The 16,867-nt window shown below is 66.0% G+C and carries 17 protein-coding genes and 1 tRNA gene; 12 read left to right on the forward strand and 6 right to left on the reverse strand.

All coding sequences use genetic code 11. The annotated features are described in order from the left end of the window. Positions 1–16: 16 nt before the first annotated feature. The 7 genes from AB0N05_RS15065 (at position 17) to AB0N05_RS15095 (ending at position 5,786) form a co-directional block, all read left to right on the forward strand. Positions 17–1,870, forward strand: a complete 1,854-nt coding sequence (locus AB0N05_RS15065) for a hypothetical protein (RefSeq protein ID WP_364693128.1) — start codon at positions 17–19, stop codon at positions 1,868–1,870. Next, positions 1,867–2,088 carry a hypothetical protein gene (locus AB0N05_RS15070; protein WP_364693131.1) on the forward strand — a complete coding sequence of 74 codons (222 nt, stop codon included), beginning with the start codon at positions 1,867–1,869 and terminating at the stop codon, positions 2,086–2,088. Before AB0N05_RS15065 ends, AB0N05_RS15070 begins: the two co-directional genes overlap by 4 nt. Further along, complete coding sequence (locus tag AB0N05_RS15075; RefSeq protein WP_364693133.1) at positions 2,085–2,777, forward strand: DUF2786 domain-containing protein; 693 nt, start codon at positions 2,085–2,087, stop codon at positions 2,775–2,777. Before AB0N05_RS15070 ends, AB0N05_RS15075 begins: the two co-directional genes overlap by 4 nt. Beyond that, positions 2,774–2,998, forward strand: coding sequence for a hypothetical protein (locus AB0N05_RS15080; protein WP_364693136.1), 225 nt, complete (start codon positions 2,774–2,776; stop codon positions 2,996–2,998). The genes AB0N05_RS15075 and AB0N05_RS15080 overlap by 4 nt, the downstream gene beginning before the upstream one ends. 124 nt (positions 2,999–3,122) lie before the next feature. Continuing rightward, positions 3,123–4,067, forward strand: a complete 945-nt coding sequence (locus AB0N05_RS15085) for a hypothetical protein (protein WP_364693139.1) — start codon at positions 3,123–3,125, stop codon at positions 4,065–4,067. Between the two features lie 56 nt (positions 4,068–4,123). Next, on the forward strand, positions 4,124–4,393 hold the full coding sequence (locus AB0N05_RS15090; RefSeq protein ID WP_364693142.1) for a hypothetical protein: 270 nt from the start codon (positions 4,124–4,126) through the stop codon (positions 4,391–4,393). A gap of 118 nt (positions 4,394–4,511) precedes the next feature. Beyond that, positions 4,512–5,786: a tyrosine-type recombinase/integrase gene (locus tag AB0N05_RS15095; protein WP_364693144.1), complete on the forward strand. Its 1,275-nt coding sequence runs from the start codon at positions 4,512–4,514 to the stop codon at positions 5,784–5,786. Between the two features lie 67 nt (positions 5,787–5,853). On the opposite strand, the gene AB0N05_RS15100 is transcribed toward AB0N05_RS15095, so the two are convergent. Further along, positions 5,854–5,926 (reverse strand) — tRNA-Asn (locus AB0N05_RS15100). 184 nt (positions 5,927–6,110) lie between these two features. Here AB0N05_RS15100 and AB0N05_RS15105 point away from each other — a divergent pair. Beyond that, positions 6,111–6,356 carry a hypothetical protein gene (locus tag AB0N05_RS15105; RefSeq protein ID WP_364693146.1) on the forward strand — a complete coding sequence of 82 codons (246 nt, stop codon included), beginning with the start codon at positions 6,111–6,113 and terminating at the stop codon, positions 6,354–6,356. Positions 6,357–6,621: 265 nt separating this feature from the next. Here the strand turns inward: AB0N05_RS15105 and dnaG are convergent, their stop codons facing one another. Then, positions 6,622–8,559, reverse strand: a complete 1,938-nt coding sequence (gene dnaG / locus AB0N05_RS15110) for a DNA primase (protein ID WP_364693149.1) — start codon at positions 8,557–8,559, stop codon at positions 6,622–6,624. A gap of 133 nt (positions 8,560–8,692) precedes the next feature. On the opposite strand from dnaG, the gene AB0N05_RS15115 reads away from it, so the two are divergent. The 3 genes from AB0N05_RS15115 to AB0N05_RS15125 are packed head-to-tail and all read left to right on the forward strand — an operon-like array spanning position 8,693 to position 10,563. Then, a complete protein-coding gene (locus tag AB0N05_RS15115) occupies positions 8,693–9,283 on the forward strand; it encodes an energy-coupling factor transporter transmembrane protein EcfT (protein WP_364693152.1) in 591 nt (196 codons plus the stop codon). Between the two features lie 54 nt (positions 9,284–9,337). Then, positions 9,338–9,886 carry a biotin transporter BioY gene (locus AB0N05_RS15120; protein ID WP_364693155.1) on the forward strand — a complete coding sequence of 183 codons (549 nt, stop codon included), beginning with the start codon at positions 9,338–9,340 and terminating at the stop codon, positions 9,884–9,886. Beyond that, positions 9,883–10,563: an ABC transporter ATP-binding protein gene (locus AB0N05_RS15125; protein WP_364693158.1), complete on the forward strand. Its 681-nt coding sequence runs from the start codon at positions 9,883–9,885 to the stop codon at positions 10,561–10,563. Before AB0N05_RS15120 ends, AB0N05_RS15125 begins: the two co-directional genes overlap by 4 nt. A gap of 4 nt (positions 10,564–10,567) precedes the next feature. Here AB0N05_RS15125 and AB0N05_RS15130 read toward each other — a convergent pair whose 3' ends face one another. The 4 genes from AB0N05_RS15130 to AB0N05_RS15145 form a co-directional block, all read right to left on the reverse strand. Beyond that, positions 10,568–11,353, reverse strand: coding sequence for a hypothetical protein (locus AB0N05_RS15130; protein ID WP_364693161.1), 786 nt, complete (start codon positions 11,351–11,353; stop codon positions 10,568–10,570). 666 nt (positions 11,354–12,019) lie between these two features. After that, positions 12,020–13,288 (reverse strand): deoxyguanosinetriphosphate triphosphohydrolase, encoded by a 1,269-nt coding sequence (locus AB0N05_RS15135; protein WP_364693163.1) that lies wholly within the window; start codon positions 13,286–13,288, stop codon positions 12,020–12,022. After that, a complete protein-coding gene (locus tag AB0N05_RS15140) occupies positions 13,288–13,866 on the reverse strand; it encodes a YdcF family protein (RefSeq protein ID WP_364694589.1) in 579 nt (192 codons plus the stop codon). The genes AB0N05_RS15135 and AB0N05_RS15140 overlap by 1 nt, the downstream gene beginning before the upstream one ends. A 125-nt stretch (positions 13,867–13,991) precedes the next feature. Beyond that, complete coding sequence (locus tag AB0N05_RS15145) at positions 13,992–14,687, reverse strand: MBL fold metallo-hydrolase (protein ID WP_364693166.1); 696 nt, start codon at positions 14,685–14,687, stop codon at positions 13,992–13,994. A 64-nt stretch (positions 14,688–14,751) separates the two neighbouring features. On the opposite strand from AB0N05_RS15145, the gene AB0N05_RS15150 reads away from it, so the two are divergent. Next, the gene (locus tag AB0N05_RS15150; RefSeq protein ID WP_364693169.1) at positions 14,752–16,746 is read left to right on the forward strand and encodes a TPM domain-containing protein; all 1,995 of its coding nucleotides are present in this window, start codon (positions 14,752–14,754) and stop codon (positions 16,744–16,746) included. Positions 16,747–16,867: the final 121 nt, after the last annotated feature.

Below are 16,867 nucleotides of genomic sequence, written 5' to 3' on the forward strand. Positions count from 1 at the left end.
CAAGGAGCCAATAATCATGTCTGACAACACTTCCGAAGTCGACCAGATCACCCACGAATTCGGCCGCGCCACCACCAAAATCGCGCAAACCATCGGCGCCTGGCGCATCCTCAACCCCAACGCGACCACCGTCCCGCGCAACGTGCGCCGCGAGATCAACAGCATCCTCACCCAGGACGCGCGAGATCAGCGTCACGCCCACGCCGAAGAACGCAGCTCCCTGCGAGGGCAGTTACGGGTATATCGGTGGAAGTTGCTCACCGAGAGCGGAATCCGCTCCGCGGACACCCTGGAGACCTGGTTCGAACGCCAGCGCCTGCTCGCGCAGACCCGCGACCGGATCGAAACTCTCACCTACTCCTCGCCGTACCTCAACGCCATCGAACGCGGTCAGATCGAAACCACCCTCGCCGGCATCCACCGCGATCCGCACACTCGCATCGGCCTGGTCTTCAGCAAACCCACCGGCCTGAATGCTCTGCGGGCCCGACTCCATGACGGGTTGACCAGGCTGCGCGCCGGATGGGCTATCCCGTCCGAACAATCCCAACTCTTGCCCTTCGACAGCCTGCATTCCGACCGCCGCGGGCCCGCTCAACAGCGACCGGACCGCGGCCGATGGCGCTCCGACATGAATATCGACCCGGACGCTCCGATCGACCTCAACGCGACCGACCTACCCGCTCCCCAGCCCTTCACTGCGACACCAGCCCCGCTGCCGCAGGTCACCGTCGAGGACTTGACCAGCCGCATCAACCGCTACCGAGTCTGGGTGCAGTACCGAAACCAGCACCCCGGCGACCCGGCCGAAATGACGCCCGTCGACCGTGCGACCGCTCGTCTGCGTGAACAAATCCGCATCGACGCCCAGCATCTGGGACCCGACCAGGCAGCCCTGGTCGACATGGCACTCTTCGGCATCGATCAACTGCACCATGAGCCTCCCGACCGAGACGGGTTCACACCAACCGACCAAGACCATCGACCCGGCACAGCAGCTACCGGCATCGACCGCGACCAAGAACACGCACCGCTTGACCACGAGACCGGCGGCTTCCGGGTAGAGGTCAGCAGCGACCCCAATCCCGGGGACTCGACGGTCGCACGCAGGATCGACACCCAGACGTTCGGAACTCCGGCCGAAGCGCTGCTGTGGGCCCAGCAGCAACTCGCCAACCACGACAACCACGCGGCAGTACGCCTCTACGCCAACAGCATCGACGCACCCGAGCAGCAGGAGCCCATCTACAAGGTCGTCGGACGCATCGATGTCATCGCCGCCCAGCTCGGCGACGACTCCCACACCATCGACCGCGACGGGCACGCCGAGGGAACCCCAGCTGCTGCTCCCGAACGACCTGAGCCAGGACCCGCAGAACCCGAACGCAACTACGACGTGACCGTCGGCAGTGCCGACTTCGTACGCAATCACCCGGACATGGCCAAGCGGGCACAAGTGACCACCCTCGCCGACGGCTACACCTGGGCCCTCGATCAGCTCGGCGACGACGGCCAGGGCTGGCCGGCCGGAGCCGACGTGACCGTCCACATCCACCACCCCGGCGCCGAGGCACCGATCTATGAGTCCACCGCGGACCGCGACACGGTCATCAACGAGGTCATCACCTGGCAGGAGAACCACGAGAAATCCCCACTCGCCGAAATCGAAAAGCTCCGCACCGAACTGCGCGCCGCCCACACCGAAGTCGAACAGCTACGCACCGAAAACACCGAATTCGCGAGGCAATTCGCCGAACACGCTCCCACGCTGAGCACCGCGACGACCCCGCCTACCGGCCCGCGTCTGGCACATCCGATCTTCGCCGGACCGGTGATCAATCAGCCTCTCTTCGACGGAGTCGACCGATGACCGACCCCGAGCCGAGGAACTCCTCACCCGCAATCAATTACGACGGCGCCTTCCCGCTACGTGCCGGGGCCGATCACGGCTCACCCGTCCACTTCGAACGCGCCGTCGAAACCCCCGACCACAGTGACCGGGATACCCGACGGGCCACGACGGAGACCGCCCCTGTGCCGGTCATCGACCACCCCACCCCGCTCCACATCGAAGGGCTCGACCGGTGACTCCCGAGCAGGCCCGAGACAAGGTCGCCAAGCTCCGCGCCCACGCCGCCAGCGTCGCCGGAACACCGGAAGCAGACCTGTTCTACGCCAAGGCAAACGACCTCGCCCACGAACACAGCCTGCCTCTCACACCGCCCCCAACGCCGTCCGCACGCTCGACCTCGACGCGCCCCGACAGCGCCAAGCAACCCACCGCCACAACGATGAGGAGGACCACGATGGACAACACCGCTACCACGGCCAAGCCCCGCCGCGCGGCCAGCGACGGAACCATGCGCCACGCATTCACCCCCCGCACCCGCGCCGCATTCGGCCGCACCAGCGAACCCGGCACCGAAGTCACCGGACGCATCATTGCGATCGAAGAAGAACCCGACCTCGACTTTCACACCAAGGCACCCAAACTCAACGCCGACGGCACCGAACACATGATCCCGGTCCTCATCCTGCAGACCGACGGCACCACCAAACCCTACGGAGCCGGGTTGCGGAAACTGTGGATGCGCACCGGCATCGCCGACGCCATCATCGGCGCCTGCTACGACACCGACGTCGAACGTCCTGCCATCGGCGGCGCACTCCGCATCCGCTACGAGGGACTCGGGGAACCCCCGGCCACCAACTTCGCTGCCCCCAAGCTCTACACCGCCACCTACCAGCCGCCCGACGAGCAGCAGGTGCGCCGATGAACGACTACCCCGTCCCCACCGAGACTGATTCGGTGGCGACCGACACCGTGAAGGTACGGCTCGTCGGGGAACGCGCCGCAGTCAAAGCCATGATCGACGCCTTGGACCCGGTACTCGACATCGTGCAGGACTGGCGAATCTTCCCCCAGCGCAGCGGAACCAGAGTCGGCGCCTACTTGGAGGCGCGCCCTCGCACCTCCGAGGACGGTGACTCGGACTGATGCACCAACAACACCGCACCCACCAGCCACTTCGCCGCAACAGTGTCGTGGACACCCACGACGCAGGCTCGGCGCCCGCGACAGCGCTGTCGCTCCTGTCGCATCCCGATCCGAGGAGACAGGTATGACCGGCAACGACGCCGGAATCGTCACCGGGCACAGCAACGACGCTGTGCCCGAGGGCGCACCGGTACGACACCACAACGACACCACAGCCGACGCACCCGACACCGGCGACACGGACACGTCGCACCTGCGTCGCACGACGCGACAGACCACGCGACGCACCGCGGACGACATCGGAGGCAGGCTCGTAGCCCGCCTCGGATTCGGCTGCGGCGCAATCCTGTCGGTCCTCGCCAACTGGCTCTATACCTGGCTACCCGCCGACACCAAACCGGCCGGATGGAACCCCGGCACCGCACCCCAAATCGGTTCCGCAGTCTGGCCCATACTCCTCATGCTCTCCGTGGAGGTGCTACTGCGCGTACGGTGGCGACCCGGAATCTGGTGGAAACTGGCCCGCTACGGAGGCGTGGGCACCGTCGCCATCGGATCGGCCATCATCAGCTACGGCCACGTCTACCACGTTCTCATGGCCTGGGGATACGACCTGATCGGCGCCCGCGTCGGCCCCCTCGCCATCGATGGATTCATGGTGATCTGCGGCTTCGCGATGCTTTCCGAATCCACACCGACCGAATCGCACACAGCTTCACATCCGATTGGAAAAGTCAACGGGTACACAGTGTCTCGGTCCACTGACTCCGAACTGGATACCCCAACAAAGGATCCCGACATACCCGACAGCGCCCGCGACGGAACCGACAGCGCAGTCGTCGAGGATGCGACACCACCCGACACCACCACCGAGCACGACCGCGATGAACACATCCGCGCCATGTACCGCACAGTCCCCTCCACTCGCGAAGTCGGGGCGGCATTCGGTCTACACCACTCCACTGTCGCCCGCATCGTCGCGCAAAGCGACACCGGCGACGGCCCACGCGACGGACTGTTGCTCATCACGGGCGGTGCCGTCGACCCGACGGACAGGAGCGATCGATGAATGGCCCGAACAGAGCAATGTCCCCCTCATTCGCACTCCCGGAAAGGAGCCACCAAATGACCAGCTACGCAGATCAAACCGCCGCATCGACGGCCACCTCCAATATGAATCCCGGTGCGGCGCGCTGGGCCGACACGAACGAAGCCGCCAGTATCGTCCACTGCCATCCTGAGGTACTGCGACGGTGGCACCGCGAGGGCAGCGCCCCCTTCGCTCTTCCGAAGCCGAAACGCCGTGGCCGCCGCTACCTCTGGAACGTCGGAGCACTGCACGCTGCAATGGAGGCGATGCAGACCGACGAAGGCTCAATGTCCCACCGTGGCTGATCCTGGTCGCCCGCCCCGGGCGCTCGGAGTGCCGGGCAACATCCGGCTGACCGAGCTTCGCCCGGGGCATTGGCAAGCTGACACGTGGGTCCGCGACCACAGCGGCAAGCTCCGACGCATGGGGCGGGTGTCCCCGGAGCGCTACGACAGCCTGGGCCGTCGAGTTCCCGATCGCGACGGCAGCCGCGCCGAGGCCGCCCTCCGCGCCGCTTCCGCTGCACTGACTCCCAACACGGGCAGCGAAGTGACGGCGAGCACCACGGTCACGCAGCTGTGGCAGCTCTACCGGATGCACCTGGTGAAGAAGGATCGCGCCGAGAACACACTAAGCAACTACGACCGATGGGCGCGAATACTGGTGAGCCAGTACGGATTCCGCCGCATCGGTACCGATGAATTCAACACCGCTATCGCCGAAGCATTTTTGGAATCGGTCGCCGAGAATCACGGACGAGCCTCCATGCTCAATGCGCGATCGATGCTGTCCGGCATGTTCCGCTACGCGGTCCGCAAGGGCGCGATCGGCGTGAATCCCGTACGAGAAGCCGAGATTCCGGAGAATGTCGCGGCAAAGGGCCGCACCGGCGGCGCGGCGCATATCGAGACCGAGGATCTGCGGTTCATCCTGGCCTCTGTGTACTGGTCGACACTGCCCTGTCCGCGCAAACTCACCAAGGCCGAGCAGAAGCGCGGGATTCGCTCCTACACACCGCCGACCGTCGCCGAATACTGCGAGGAAGCGGACCTCGCAGACCTGATCGCGATCACCGCGGCCACCGGCCAGCGGCCAAGTCAGGTCCTCGGGTTGGCTTGGCCGTTCTACCACCGCAAGAAGAAGACGATCCGTACGGTTGGCAAGGTCATCCGGGTGAAGAACAAGGGCCTGATCCGAGTGGTAAAGGACAACGACCCGAAAAATCCGCAAGGCACCATCGTGCTGCCCGACTTCGCGGTGGACATCCTGGATCGCCGATGGGAACACCTGCAGGCACGAAAGCGGGAGAACCCGCCGCCTGCCGAGTACGACGTGGACCTCATCTTTCCGTCGTTCGACTGGACCCTGCGCGACCCGGTGAACGTCAACCATCAATGGCAACGGGTCCGAGAGGCATTGGGGCTACCGGACGGCCTGAGTCCCTACGCATTCCGGAAGTTCATCGCGCTGCTGCTCGATGATGAAGGACTCTCCGCGCGCGTCACCGCGGATGTCCTCCAGCACGCCGACCCGGCGATGACGCAGCGCAAGTACATGGCCCGCGGCCGGCTGCACTACAACGCCGCCGAGATCATCCACAACGCGGTCATGAGCGAGCCGGATCACCTCGACGACCTCGACCAAGATCGAGAAAGAAAGCGACGCGCCCCGAATATCTGGAGGGATTCTGGAGGATAGAGCCTCTTTGGTACGAATTCGGCCCCTGACCTGTGAGAGACTCACGCTGGTCAGGGGCCGAAAAAGGCTCCCCCATCTGGACTCGAACCAGAAACCTGCCGATTAACAGTCGGCTGCTCTGCCAATTGAGCTATAGGGGATTGTTGCCTGTCAGCCGCTCGGGCTGACGGGAAGAAACTTTAGCGCATGCATTGTTCACTTCCCAAATCGCGCTTCTACCTGCGGACTTTTGGTGGGGGCGGGTACGGGGAGGCGGATCGACAGGGGGGTGGGGCGTCGGGCAGGATGGAGGCGCTGACAGGCCAACGGGAGGAGCTTCTCGAAATGCTGCGGTTGATCATCGGTGTCGCGGCCGGGTATGTGCTGGGCGCGAAGGCCGGGCGGGTTCGGTATGAGCAGATAAGTAAGACGACCCGCGCGATCAGCGAGAGCCCCGTCACACGCAAGCTGGTGCATGTGGGACGGCAGAAGCTGGCGGACAAGCTGAGCACTCAGCCCAAGCTGGAGCCCATGGTGCCGCTGGATGAGCGGACCACGATTCTGGTGCCGCAGGATCAGCTGCGGCGGTAACCGGTGTAGGCATGCACTAAGGCGCGAAAAGTGGCGGGTTCCTGACTGATTCGGGGGCTTAGTGCATGAAAAACGCGGTCCTGGGGCAACATTCCGAGATCGGCTCGATTGCTCCGGTGGGATCTCGACGCTCCGGTGAGAGCCTCAACGCACCAGCGGGACCTCAACGCACCCGGCGCAGCTTCAGCGACCCCAACGCGACTTCAGTCGACCCCAGCGCGACTTCAGAGTCCCTGGAAACCGCTCCGACGTACCGGGAATCGACTTAGCGACCGTTGAAGTCTGGCGAATTGCCCATCGCTTGAGCGATCAGACTCTTGCGGTACTGCTCCAATGCCACGAGGTCGCCGAACAGCGCCATGTACGCGTCGGTCTGCTCGGTCGAGGAGATGCGCTGGAGTTTCGACTTCAGCACGGCGATCTGGCGGCCCACCCAGGCTTCCTGCGTGCGCGCCAGGATCCCGGTGACGAACCGCGGCAATCCATCGTTGGACTTCACGGGTAGCGGCTCGGCTGCCAGCTCTGACACCAGCGCTCTGAGCATGAGGTCCTCGGTGTTGTCCGCCACAGCGCTCACCCATTCCGCGCCGCCCAGACCGGCCGCGGTGCCACCGGCCTCCGCGATTGCGGCGCGCACCGCCGCATAGGAGGGGTGCGTGAATGCTTCCGGCTCCAGCGTGTCGAAGACCGGACCGGCGAGCGCGGGGTATTGCAGTGCCACGGTGAGGGTTTGACGCTGCGGCAGCAGCACCGGATCGTTCGGGTTCGGCCGTCCCGCGGGCTGACCCGCAACCGGTTGCGGGGCTTCACGTCCCGCCTGCCCCGCCGGGCGGCTATTGCCGCCGCCACGCGACAGCTTGCGCGCCTCATCGCCGACTCGCCGGACCACCAGCTGGATGTCGTCCCAGCCGATCCAGCCCGCCAGCTTCGTCGCATACGCCTTGCGCAGGGCGTTGTCCTTGATCTGCGCGACCACCGGCACCGCCTCGCGCAGCGCCTGCACCTGCTGCTCGGGGCTCATGTCATTGGTGACCGAGTTCTCGTACTTCTTGACGATGCCGCGAATCACGAACTCGTACAGGGCTACTCGACGCGCGACCAGGTCCCGCACCGCGCCGTCGCCGGAGCGCTGGCGCAGTTCGCAGGGGTCCAAACCGTCGGGGGCGACGGCGATATAGGTCTGCCCGGCCAGTTTCTGGTCGCCGCTGAAGGCCTTGAGCGCCGCCGCTTGACCGGCCGCGTCACCGTCGAAGGTGTAGATGATCTCGCCGCGCCAGAAGTTGTCGTCCATCAATAGCCGGCGCAGCATGGCGAGATGTTCATCACCGAAGGCCGTACCGCAGGACGCCACAGCGGTTTTCACGCCGGACAGGTGCATGGCCATCACATCGGTATAGCCCTCGACGACCACGGCCTGGTGCCCCTTGGCGATATCACGCTTGGCGAGATCCAGCCCGAACAGCACCTGAGACTTCTTGTACAGCACCGTTTCCGGAGTGTTGATGTACTTGGCGGTCATGGTGTCGTCGTCGAAGAGGCGGCGCGCGCCGAAGCCGATCACCTCACCGCCGAGATTGCGGATGGGCCACAGTAGCCGCCGGTGGAAGCGGTCCATCGGGCCGCGCTGGCCCTGCCTGGACAGGCCCGCCTCTTCCAGTTCCTTGAACTCGAAACCCTTGCGCAGCAAGTGTTTTGTGAGCGTGTCCCAGCCGCCGGGGGCATAGCCGCAGCCGAAATCGCGGGCCGCATTCGCATCGAAATTGCGGTCGGTGAGGTACTTGCGGGCGGTCTCCGCCTCGGGCTGTCCGAGTTGCGCCATATAGAACTCGTGCGCCGCGGTATTGGCGGCGACCAGGCGGGAGCGAGTCCCACGGTCGCGCTGCACCGAGGTGCCGCCGCCCTCGTAGTTGATCTTGTAGCCGATGCGGTCGGCCATCTGCTCCACGGCCTCCACAAAGCCGATGTGCTCGAGCTTCTGCAGGAAGGCGAAGACGTCACCGCCCTCACCGCAGCCGAAGCAGTGGAAATGCCCGTGATTCGGGCGCACATGGAACGACGGCGACTTCTCGTCATGGAAGGGGCACAAGCCCTTCATCGAGTCCGCGCCCGCGCGCCTCAATGAGACGTATTCACCGACTACATCCTCGATCCGAACACGTTCACGAATCGCCGCGATATCGCGGTCTGGAAGTCGGCCGGCCACGGCAGCGAGCCTACCCCCGACCCACCGACACGCTCGACCGGGACGCACGGCTGGACACCGGACCGAATGGTCCTCCCAAGATCGAGCGACCACCCCCTCCGAGTAGACCCGAGCCGCATGCCAGGATCTACCGGTGCTGAGCCTGTACCACGACGCCGCGACCCCGGTGCATACCGTGCCCGCCGGTGCGAAGCTGCTGGTGCTGGCCGTCACAGGGACCGCATTGTTCTTCGTGCCGTCGATCTTGTGGCTGGCCGTGGCGCTCGCGTTGGTCCTCGGCCTCTACGCGCTGGCGCGGATCCCGTGGCGCACGACCGCCCGCCAAGTCCTCGCCCTCATCCCGGTCCTGGCGCTGATCATGTTCGCCCAGATCCTCTTCACCGATCGGGAGACCGCCCTCCTGGTGGGCGAACGCCTGCTGACCTTGGTCCTGCTGGCCAACCTGGTCACCCTCACCACCCGCACCACCGCGATGATCGAAACCATCGAACGCGCCCTCACCCCGTTGAAACCCCTCGGCGTCCGCCCCGACCGGGTCGGCCTCCTGATCGCCATGACCATTCGCTTCATCCCGGTGATCCGCGCCCAAGCCGACCTCGTCCGCTCCGCCCAGCGCGCCCGAGGCATCGAACGCAGCACCGTCTTCCTCATCCCCCTCCTGATCCGCACCCTCCGCATGGCCGATGGAGTAGGCGAGGCCCTCGACGCCCGCGGCCTCGACTGAGCCATGCCGGATGCGCCCGGCAAATGCTGGGCGACGCTCGCCTAGGATGCCCGGGTGCGGAGTAGGGATTTGGCGCAGGTGGCATTGTTCGCGGCGATCATGGTGGTGTTGGGGTTCTTCCCGCTCATTCAGTTGCCGGGGGCGTTCGCGCCATTCACCTCGCAGACCTTGGGTGTGATTCTGGCGGGGTCGATTCTGGGGGCGCGGCGGGGTGCGCTGGCGATTCTGTTGTTCGATGCGCTGGTGGTGGTCGGGTTGCCGGTGTTGCCGGGCGGGCGCGGCGGGCTGTCGGTGATCATGGGGCCGACGGGTGGGTTCGTGATTGCCTATCCGATCGGGGCGCTGGTGATCGGGTTGCTCACCGAGCGGCTGTGGCGGCAGTACAACCCGCCTATCGCTTTTGCGATCAACTTCTTCGGTGGGGCGGTCGTGCTTTATCTGATCGGAGTGCCGTGGATGGCGGCGGCCGCGCACATTTCGCTGGGGAAGGCGATCGTCACGTCGGTGGCGTTCCTGCCGGGTGATGTGGTGAAGGCGGTCATCGGCTCAGCGGCGGCTATTGCGGTGAAGAAGGCGTATCCGATGATTCCGGCGCGCGCATGATCGAGCTCGAGACGGTCTCGCATCGCTTCGGTGAGCGTGAGGTGCTGCGAGAACTCGATCTGACGCTGAGCGAGGATCGAATCGCCGTCATCGGCGCGAACGGTTCGGGCAAGTCGACCTTCGCGCGCCTGCTCAATGGCTTGCAGGTGCCCACCTCCGGGCAGGTTCGAGTGAACGGGCTCGATACTCGCAAGCAGGGCAAGGCAGTTCGCCGACAGGTCGGTTTCGTCTTCCAGGACCCGGACGTCCAGATCGTCATGCCGACCGTGGCCGAAGACCTCGCCTTCGGCCTCAAACACCACGGCCTGGCCAAACCCGAAATCGCCGACCGAGTCACCGAGGTCCTGACCGAATACGGACTCAGCGAATTCCGCGATCACCCCGCGCACCTACTCAGCGGCGGCCAGAAACAGCTCCTCGCCATCGCCGCGGTCCTGGCCGTCCGCCCCGAATACGTGATCTTCGATGAGCCCACCACACTCCTCGACCTACGCAACAAACGCCGCATAGCGCGACTCCTGCACACCCTCACCCAGCGCATCGTGGTCATCTCCCACGACCTCGACCTGCTCAGCGACTTCGACCGCGTCCTCGTCTTTCACGAAGGCCGCATAGTCGCCGACGGCCCACCCGCCGACAGCATCGCCCACTACCTGGACCTGCACGCCGACTCGTAAGCCGTCACTCCCCGCGCCCGAACCACTTTCGCCGCTGCAAGTCGTTGAGCCGCTGCCCCGGTTTGCTGTTGAACGCCATGTCCGCGGTGACTCGCGGCAGTTTCCCGCGCACCTGCGTCACCCGATGCGTGGACCGCCGCCCCGCATGCAGAACCAGCGTCCCCGGCACGGTGGGCAACATATCCACCCGCCCGCCCGGCATGCCCCCGCCCAGCCCGGCGAAAGCTCCTGACAGCGGCACATATTCAAAAATCCCGCCCTGCTCGGGAGCCGCGATATGCAGCGTGAGCGTGTAATCCGAGAACCCGAACCCCCAGTCCTCACCATCGCCGGGCTCATGAATCCGCACGGTCAACGCGCCAAGATCATCAGCCGACCGATATACGGGCTCCCCCACCACCCGAGAAACGAAGTCGAGCAGCGGTTCCCATTGAAACAACCGCTTGACCGGCGAGCCCCCCGGAATCCGGTCATAGGCGAGCACACGCTCACTGCTCGGCGATCCCTGCCCGGCTCCCACCCGACTTCCCCCCGACCCGACGTCGGGAAGCGCCTCACCGGCATCGATATCTGTGAACCGAAAGCTGTCCAACCGCCCATTGGCCAGCGCGGCCGCAGCAATCTCAGCAATAGCCTCCGGCCGCAGGAACTCCCGTAGTACAACCACACCGCTGGCCGAGAACTCGACATGCGCCCTGTCGAACAGCTCATCCAGCGCCCAAAGATCCCGCCGATCCAACGGATACAGATCAAGATCGACAATCGAATCCAGCCCTGTCGGCATAACCATCCCCACTGCCGCCGCCCGCCACGGAAACGATTGCCCGCGACGCAATTTCCCCCGCCAGCCTGACACAACCGCCCACACCCCCGCCATCACCCCACCGGCACGCCGCCCACCCCAAATCCCACCCCGCCATCGAAGCGCGAGGAGTGCCTCACCCTCCACCCGCCCGGAACGAACGACCTCCGTCTGCTCGCGGAGTAACCGAGGGAGCCACCATGGTGTAGACACGCCGGATTCGCCACCACCAGTGCTCCCTCAGCACGCTCGATCGTCTGCGACTGCGGAGCGGCACATCCGGCACGGGTTCCGTCCGCCCCGCGGAGTAACCGAGGGAGCGACCGTGGCGGGAAATCGCCAGATTCGCCACCACCAGTGCTCCCTCACTACCGCACGCTCGATCGTCTGTGTCCAAGGAGCGCCATGTCCTGGCCGGTCGCCTACGTCCGCCCCGCGGAGCAGCCGAGGGAGCCAACTCGCTGATTCGACGCCGCCAGCGCTCCCTCACCGCGCGGGAATTCGCTAGGCGCGGCGGGTCAGCGGGCGGAATTCGCTCGACGGCCCGCTCGACACCGCCGCAGGTCTGTTCCAACTGTCGGGCGGCCCAAGGGGCTGGGAAGCAGTCGCCGCCATGCCCGCCGCCAAGGGCGCGCAAAGGTGGGCGTGGGGGGGTTAGGGGATGGCGGCGGCTACTCGTTCTAGGCGGCTTTCGGTGTAGGAGGCTATTTGGTCGACTATTACTCGGTGGCGGGCGGTGTCGTCGGGGGCGGAGTCCCACCAGGGGAGGAGGAGGCGGTCGAGGCCTCGGGGGGCGGCGGCGAGGAGGGTGGTGGCCACCAGGAGGATGCGTTCTCGTTGGCCTGCTTGGCGGACTTGGTGGATGGGGTCGGAGAGGACGTAGCGGAGGGCCATGGTTTTGAGGACTGCTACTTCGGCGGCGACTATCGGGGGGACTTCGAGATCGGCTGTGTAGCGGCAGAGTTGGCGGCTGCCCCAGGCGGATCGGGTTGCTTCGACGGCTGCGGTGGCGAAGCGGCCTACCAGGTCGCTGGTCAGGCGTTTGAGGGCTACCGAGGCGGTTAGAGAGCCGTCGTAGTCGGCGGCGGCTGTGACTACGGGGAGTTCGGACAGGCGTTGGGCTGCGGCTATCAGTTCGCCGGCGGCCAGGGAGTTCTTTTGGCGGGCACCGTATTCGGCGAGGGCTGCCTGTTCGAGGGGGTCGGCGAGGGCGCGCAGGTCGATACGGCCGGCTATGACGCCGTCCTCGACATCGTGGACCGAGTAGGCGACATCGTCGGCCCAGTCCATGACCTGGGATTCCAGACATTGGCGGCGCTCGGGGGCACCCTTGCGGACCCAGGCCAGGCGGTCCATGTCGACGTCGTAGGCACCGAATTTGGAGTTGGGACCTGTTCTGCCCCAGGGGTATTTGATGACCGCGTCGAGGGCGGCGCGGGTCGGATTGAGGCCGAAGCTGGTGCCGTGCTCGTCGATCACCTTGGGTTCCAGCCGCGTGAGGATGCGCAGGTTCTGCGCATTGCCTTCGAAACCGCCATGGGCATCAGCGAATTGGTCGAGCGCCTTCTCACCATTGTGCCCGTACGGCGGATGCCCGATATCGTGCGCGAGCCCGGCCAGATCCACCAGATCCGGATCGCAGCCCAGCCCGTCGGCAATGCTGCGCCCGATCTGCGCGACCTCCAGCGAATGCGTGAGCCGGGTGCGCGGGGTATCGCCATCGCGCGGCCCCATCACCTGCGTCTTGTCGGCCAGCCTGCGCAGCGCGGCCGAATGCAGCACCCGCGCGCGATCCCGCGCGAACTCGCTGCGCCGCGCCGGACTGGGCGACCAGGACAGCCCGGCCGTCCGATCGGTCTCGGGCACCAGTCGCTCCCGATCGGCATCGGAGTAGACCTTGTCATAGTCGATACGCGCGCACATTACTGATCCGCCGTGTACTTGAAGTCCGCCGAGAAATGACTGAGCTGATACCACAGCAGCGCGAAGGTCTCGCGAAATATCCCGTGCGCCTGCGATTCCCGCGTGTACACGGCGGGCCCGGTGCGGGTGGGCGCGGTCCACGCGTCGAGACCGGCATCGCGGGCCATGGTGCGGGTGCGTAGCGAATGCCACGGATCACTCACCAGCACCACCGACGACTTACCGCGCGCCAGTAGCGCTTTGGAGACCGCCTCCACGCTTTGCAGTGTGTCCGAACCGGTTTCCACCGCGAGAATCCGATCCGACGGCACACCCTTGTCTTCCAGATACAGCTTCCCGGAAGCGGCCTCGGTGTAGTTGTCGCCCACCTGTTTCCCGCCGACCGTGACGATCAGCGGTGCAACGCCCTTGTCGAAGAGGTTGTCCGCCTGATCCAATCGCGCCTTGAACACCGAGGACGGCGTGCCGTCGTACTGCGCGGCTCCCAGCACCACAATGGCATCGGCCGGGGAATGATCACTGATCCGGGCCACCTGCCAGACCCGCACGGCCGTACCGCCGACCACCAGCACGCTCATCAATAGCGCACCGACCAGCAGCCGCCGTACCCAGCGCAGCGTTCCCCCGACGCAGCCGTCCTGGGGTGCGTCGTCGGGCTCCTCCCGGGGTGCCCAAGTGGGCTCGGGGGCGCGGTTCCGGAGTTTTACCAACCGCGCCGCCGCCACTCGGGCAATTGCGGGCGTTCCACGCCGAGGGTGGTGTCGTCGCCGTGGCCGGGATACACCACGGTGTCATCCAGATAGCGACCGAACAGTTTCGACTCCACATCTCCGAGCAGAGTGCTGAACTCCTCGGGCGTGGCGGTCTTGCCCACCCCACCCGGGAACAATGAGTCACCGGTGAACAGATGCGTGCGCCCATCACCGTCGGTCAATGCGAGCGCCACCGATCCGGGCGTGTGTCCGCGCAGGTGAATGGCCTCGAGCTCGAGATCACCGACGCGGATCTTCTCGCCGTCCGTCACCATGCGGTCCGGCGGCACGGGTAGCGGGCCGGCGTCGAGGGGATGCGAGGCAGTGGGAATCCCGGTCGCGGACACCACATCCTGCAGCGCCCACCAATGGTCCGGATGCCGGTGCGTGGTGAAGATCAACTCCACCCGCTCCGGAGCCTCCTGGCCGATCAATTCGAGAATCCGTTCGGCCTCATTGGCGGCGTCGATCAGCAGGGTAGCGCCGGTATTCGCACACTGGACCAGGTACACGTTGTTATCCATGCCGCCCACCGACATCTTCACGATGCGCGCGCCGGAAACCTCCCGCTGCTGCGGGTTCGAACCGGGGGCGACATGACCCGTATACGGGCTATCGATCGTGATCACACCCCCGATGGTAGTCATCGACTCCGACACGAGGTGCGCGGATGAAGCCGCCCGCCCGGCTTGTGGCGGATAGATTCGATGGGTGGCGCAGTCGAAGCGGTGGTCGTTGATCTCGAGCGGATTCCTCCTGGCCCTGGCCGTGCTCGTCGGCTGGGCCGCACCGGCGCTCGCCGAGGAACCGGCACGGCTGCCCACCTATGTCACCGACAAGGCCGGAGCGCTCGACAAGGGGCAGACCGCGGAATTGCAGACCGCGATCGACTCGCTCTACTCGAAAGATCATGAGCGACTGTGGATCGTCTACGTGCACGACTTCGGCGGAATGGACGCCACCGCGTGGGGTGAGCGGACCGCGCAGGCCTCCGGCTTCGGGGATCGCGATGTGCTGCTGTCGGTCGCGGTGAACGACCGGGCGTACGCGTTCACCGGAACCGCGCCGACCTCGGTCAGCGATAAGGAGCTGGATCGGCTGCTCGCCGACCAGGTGGAGCCGAAACTCCGGACCGGAGATTGGGCCGGGGCCGGGCTCGCCACGGCCGAGGGGCTCTCGGCCGCGATGAATGATTCCGGCGGAGTGGGCTTCCGGACGATTGCGCTGCTCTTGCTGGTGGTGGCGGTGGTGCTGATCGCGCTGTGGCTGTGGTCGCGTAATCGGCGCGGCAGACGCGAACGCCGGGAACTGGATGCCGTTCGCAAACTCGATCCGACCGACACCAAGGCATTGGCGGCACTCCCCCTGCATGCCCTGGACACTCGATCCAAGGAAGTCCTGGTCGACGCCGACAATGCGATTCGCACCAGCGGCGAGGAATTACAGCTCGCCACAGACGAATTCGGCATTACCGCCGTGGCGCCTTTCACCGCCGCGCTGCAAGCCGCGAAGAATGCTCTGGCCAAGGCCTTTTCGATCCGCCAGCAACTCGACGACGATATTCCCGAAACACCGGATCAACAGCGCCTCATGCTGGTCGATCTGATCAGCACCTGCGGGCGAGCCGATCACGAACTCGACGCCAAGGTCGCCGAATTCGATGCCATGCGAAACCTGCTCATCAATGCCGGGGAACGGTTGGATGCGTTGACCCGGGACGTAGTGGATCTGACCACGCGCGCCCCGCACTCCAATGTCACGCTGGCCCAGCTGGTCTCGCAACAGCCCGCCTCGGTCATCGCGCCCATTCACGACAATGTGAACATGGCGAGGGAGCGAATCAGCTTCGCGGAGCGCAGCATCGAGCAAGGCCGCGATGCAGTCGCCAAGCCGGTCGGCCAGCAGGGTGCCGCCGTGGCCGCCATTCGCGCAGCCGAATCCGCCCTCGACACCGCCCGCACTCTGCTGAACGCGGTCGACACCGCCGCCACCGATATCGAGCAGGCCCGCGCCGGGCTCCCCGGCATCATCGAGGAGCTGCGCCGCGATCTCGCCACCGCCGCCACCCTCACCGAACACGGCGGCGCTGACCTGACCACGGCCTCCACCGGTGCGCGCACCGCCCTCGAGCAGGCCATCAACGACGGTCCCACCAACCCGCTCGGCACCTTCCAGCAAGCGGTCGCCGCCGACACCACCCTCGACAATGCGATCGCCGTCGCCACCGACCGCAAGCTGGCCGCCGACGAACTCCGCCGCCGCCTCGACCAGGCCCTCACCGCCGCGCGCAGCCAGATCAATGCCGCCGCCGACTTCATCAGCACCCGCCGAGGCGGCGTCGACGCCGAACCCCGCACCCGCCTAGCCGAAGCCCAGCGCAGCCTCGACCAGGCTCAACAACTCGCCCCCACCAACCCTGACCAGGCCCTCCAATCCGCCCAGCGCGCAGTAGAACTCGGCTCCCGCGCCCTGAACACCGCCCAGGCCTCCGTCCAAGCGTGGCAATCCCAACAACAGCCCGTCGCCAGCTCCTCCCAAACCGGCGCAGTCCTCAGCGGCATCCTCATCGACGGCATGCTCCGAGGCATGGGCTCCGGATACCGAGGCGGAGGAGGCGGATTCGGCGGAGGCGGCACCAGCTACGGCCCCGGCTCCTTCGGCGGCTCCGACGGCTCCCGCCGCATAAGCCGCGGCGGCCGCTTCTAACCCCGACCACCCGTGAGCATGCGGTGGTGCAGGCCCTCACTCGGCATTTGCCTGCACCATTGCATGCTCACCAAACACCACGCATGGGCACGGAACACACGGGGGCGCTTGCTCTGCGCCC

Origin of the sequence: Nocardia sp. NPDC051030 (assembly GCF_040683015.1) — a bacterium.
In the GTDB taxonomy this organism is placed as follows: Bacteria; Actinomycetota; Actinomycetes; order Mycobacteriales; family Mycobacteriaceae; genus Nocardia.

Bases quoted from the DNA above. Each gene is read 5' to 3' on its own strand.
- AB0N05_RS15065 (WP_364693128.1), top strand. From the start codon at position 17: ATGTCTGACAACACTTCCGAAGTCGACCAGATCACCCACGAATTCGGC.
- AB0N05_RS15070 (WP_364693131.1), top strand. From the start codon at position 1,867: ATGACCGACCCCGAGCCGAGGAACTCCTCACCCGCAATCAATTACGAC.
- AB0N05_RS15080 (WP_364693136.1), top strand. From the start codon at position 2,774: ATGAACGACTACCCCGTCCCCACCGAGACTGATTCGGTGGCGACCGAC.
- AB0N05_RS15085 (WP_364693139.1), top strand. From the start codon at position 3,123: ATGACCGGCAACGACGCCGGAATCGTCACCGGGCACAGCAACGACGCT.
- AB0N05_RS15090 (WP_364693142.1), top strand. From the start codon at position 4,124: ATGACCAGCTACGCAGATCAAACCGCCGCATCGACGGCCACCTCCAAT.
- AB0N05_RS15095 (WP_364693144.1), top strand. From the start codon at position 4,512: ATGGGGCGGGTGTCCCCGGAGCGCTACGACAGCCTGGGCCGTCGAGTT.
- AB0N05_RS15105 (WP_364693146.1), top strand. From the start codon at position 6,111: ATGCTGCGGTTGATCATCGGTGTCGCGGCCGGGTATGTGCTGGGCGCG.
- AB0N05_RS15125 (WP_364693158.1), top strand. From the start codon at position 9,883: ATGATCGAGCTCGAGACGGTCTCGCATCGCTTCGGTGAGCGTGAGGTG.
- AB0N05_RS15130 (WP_364693161.1), bottom strand. From the start codon at position 11,353: ATGGTTATGCCGACAGGGCTGGATTCGATTGTCGATCTTGATCTGTAT.
- AB0N05_RS15135 (WP_364693163.1), bottom strand. From the start codon at position 13,288: ATGTGCGCGCGTATCGACTATGACAAGGTCTACTCCGATGCCGATCGG.
- AB0N05_RS15140 (WP_364694589.1), bottom strand. From the start codon at position 13,866: ATGAGCGTGCTGGTGGTCGGCGGTACGGCCGTGCGGGTCTGGCAGGTG.
- AB0N05_RS15145 (WP_364693166.1), bottom strand. From the start codon at position 14,687: ATGACTACCATCGGGGGTGTGATCACGATCGATAGCCCGTATACGGGT.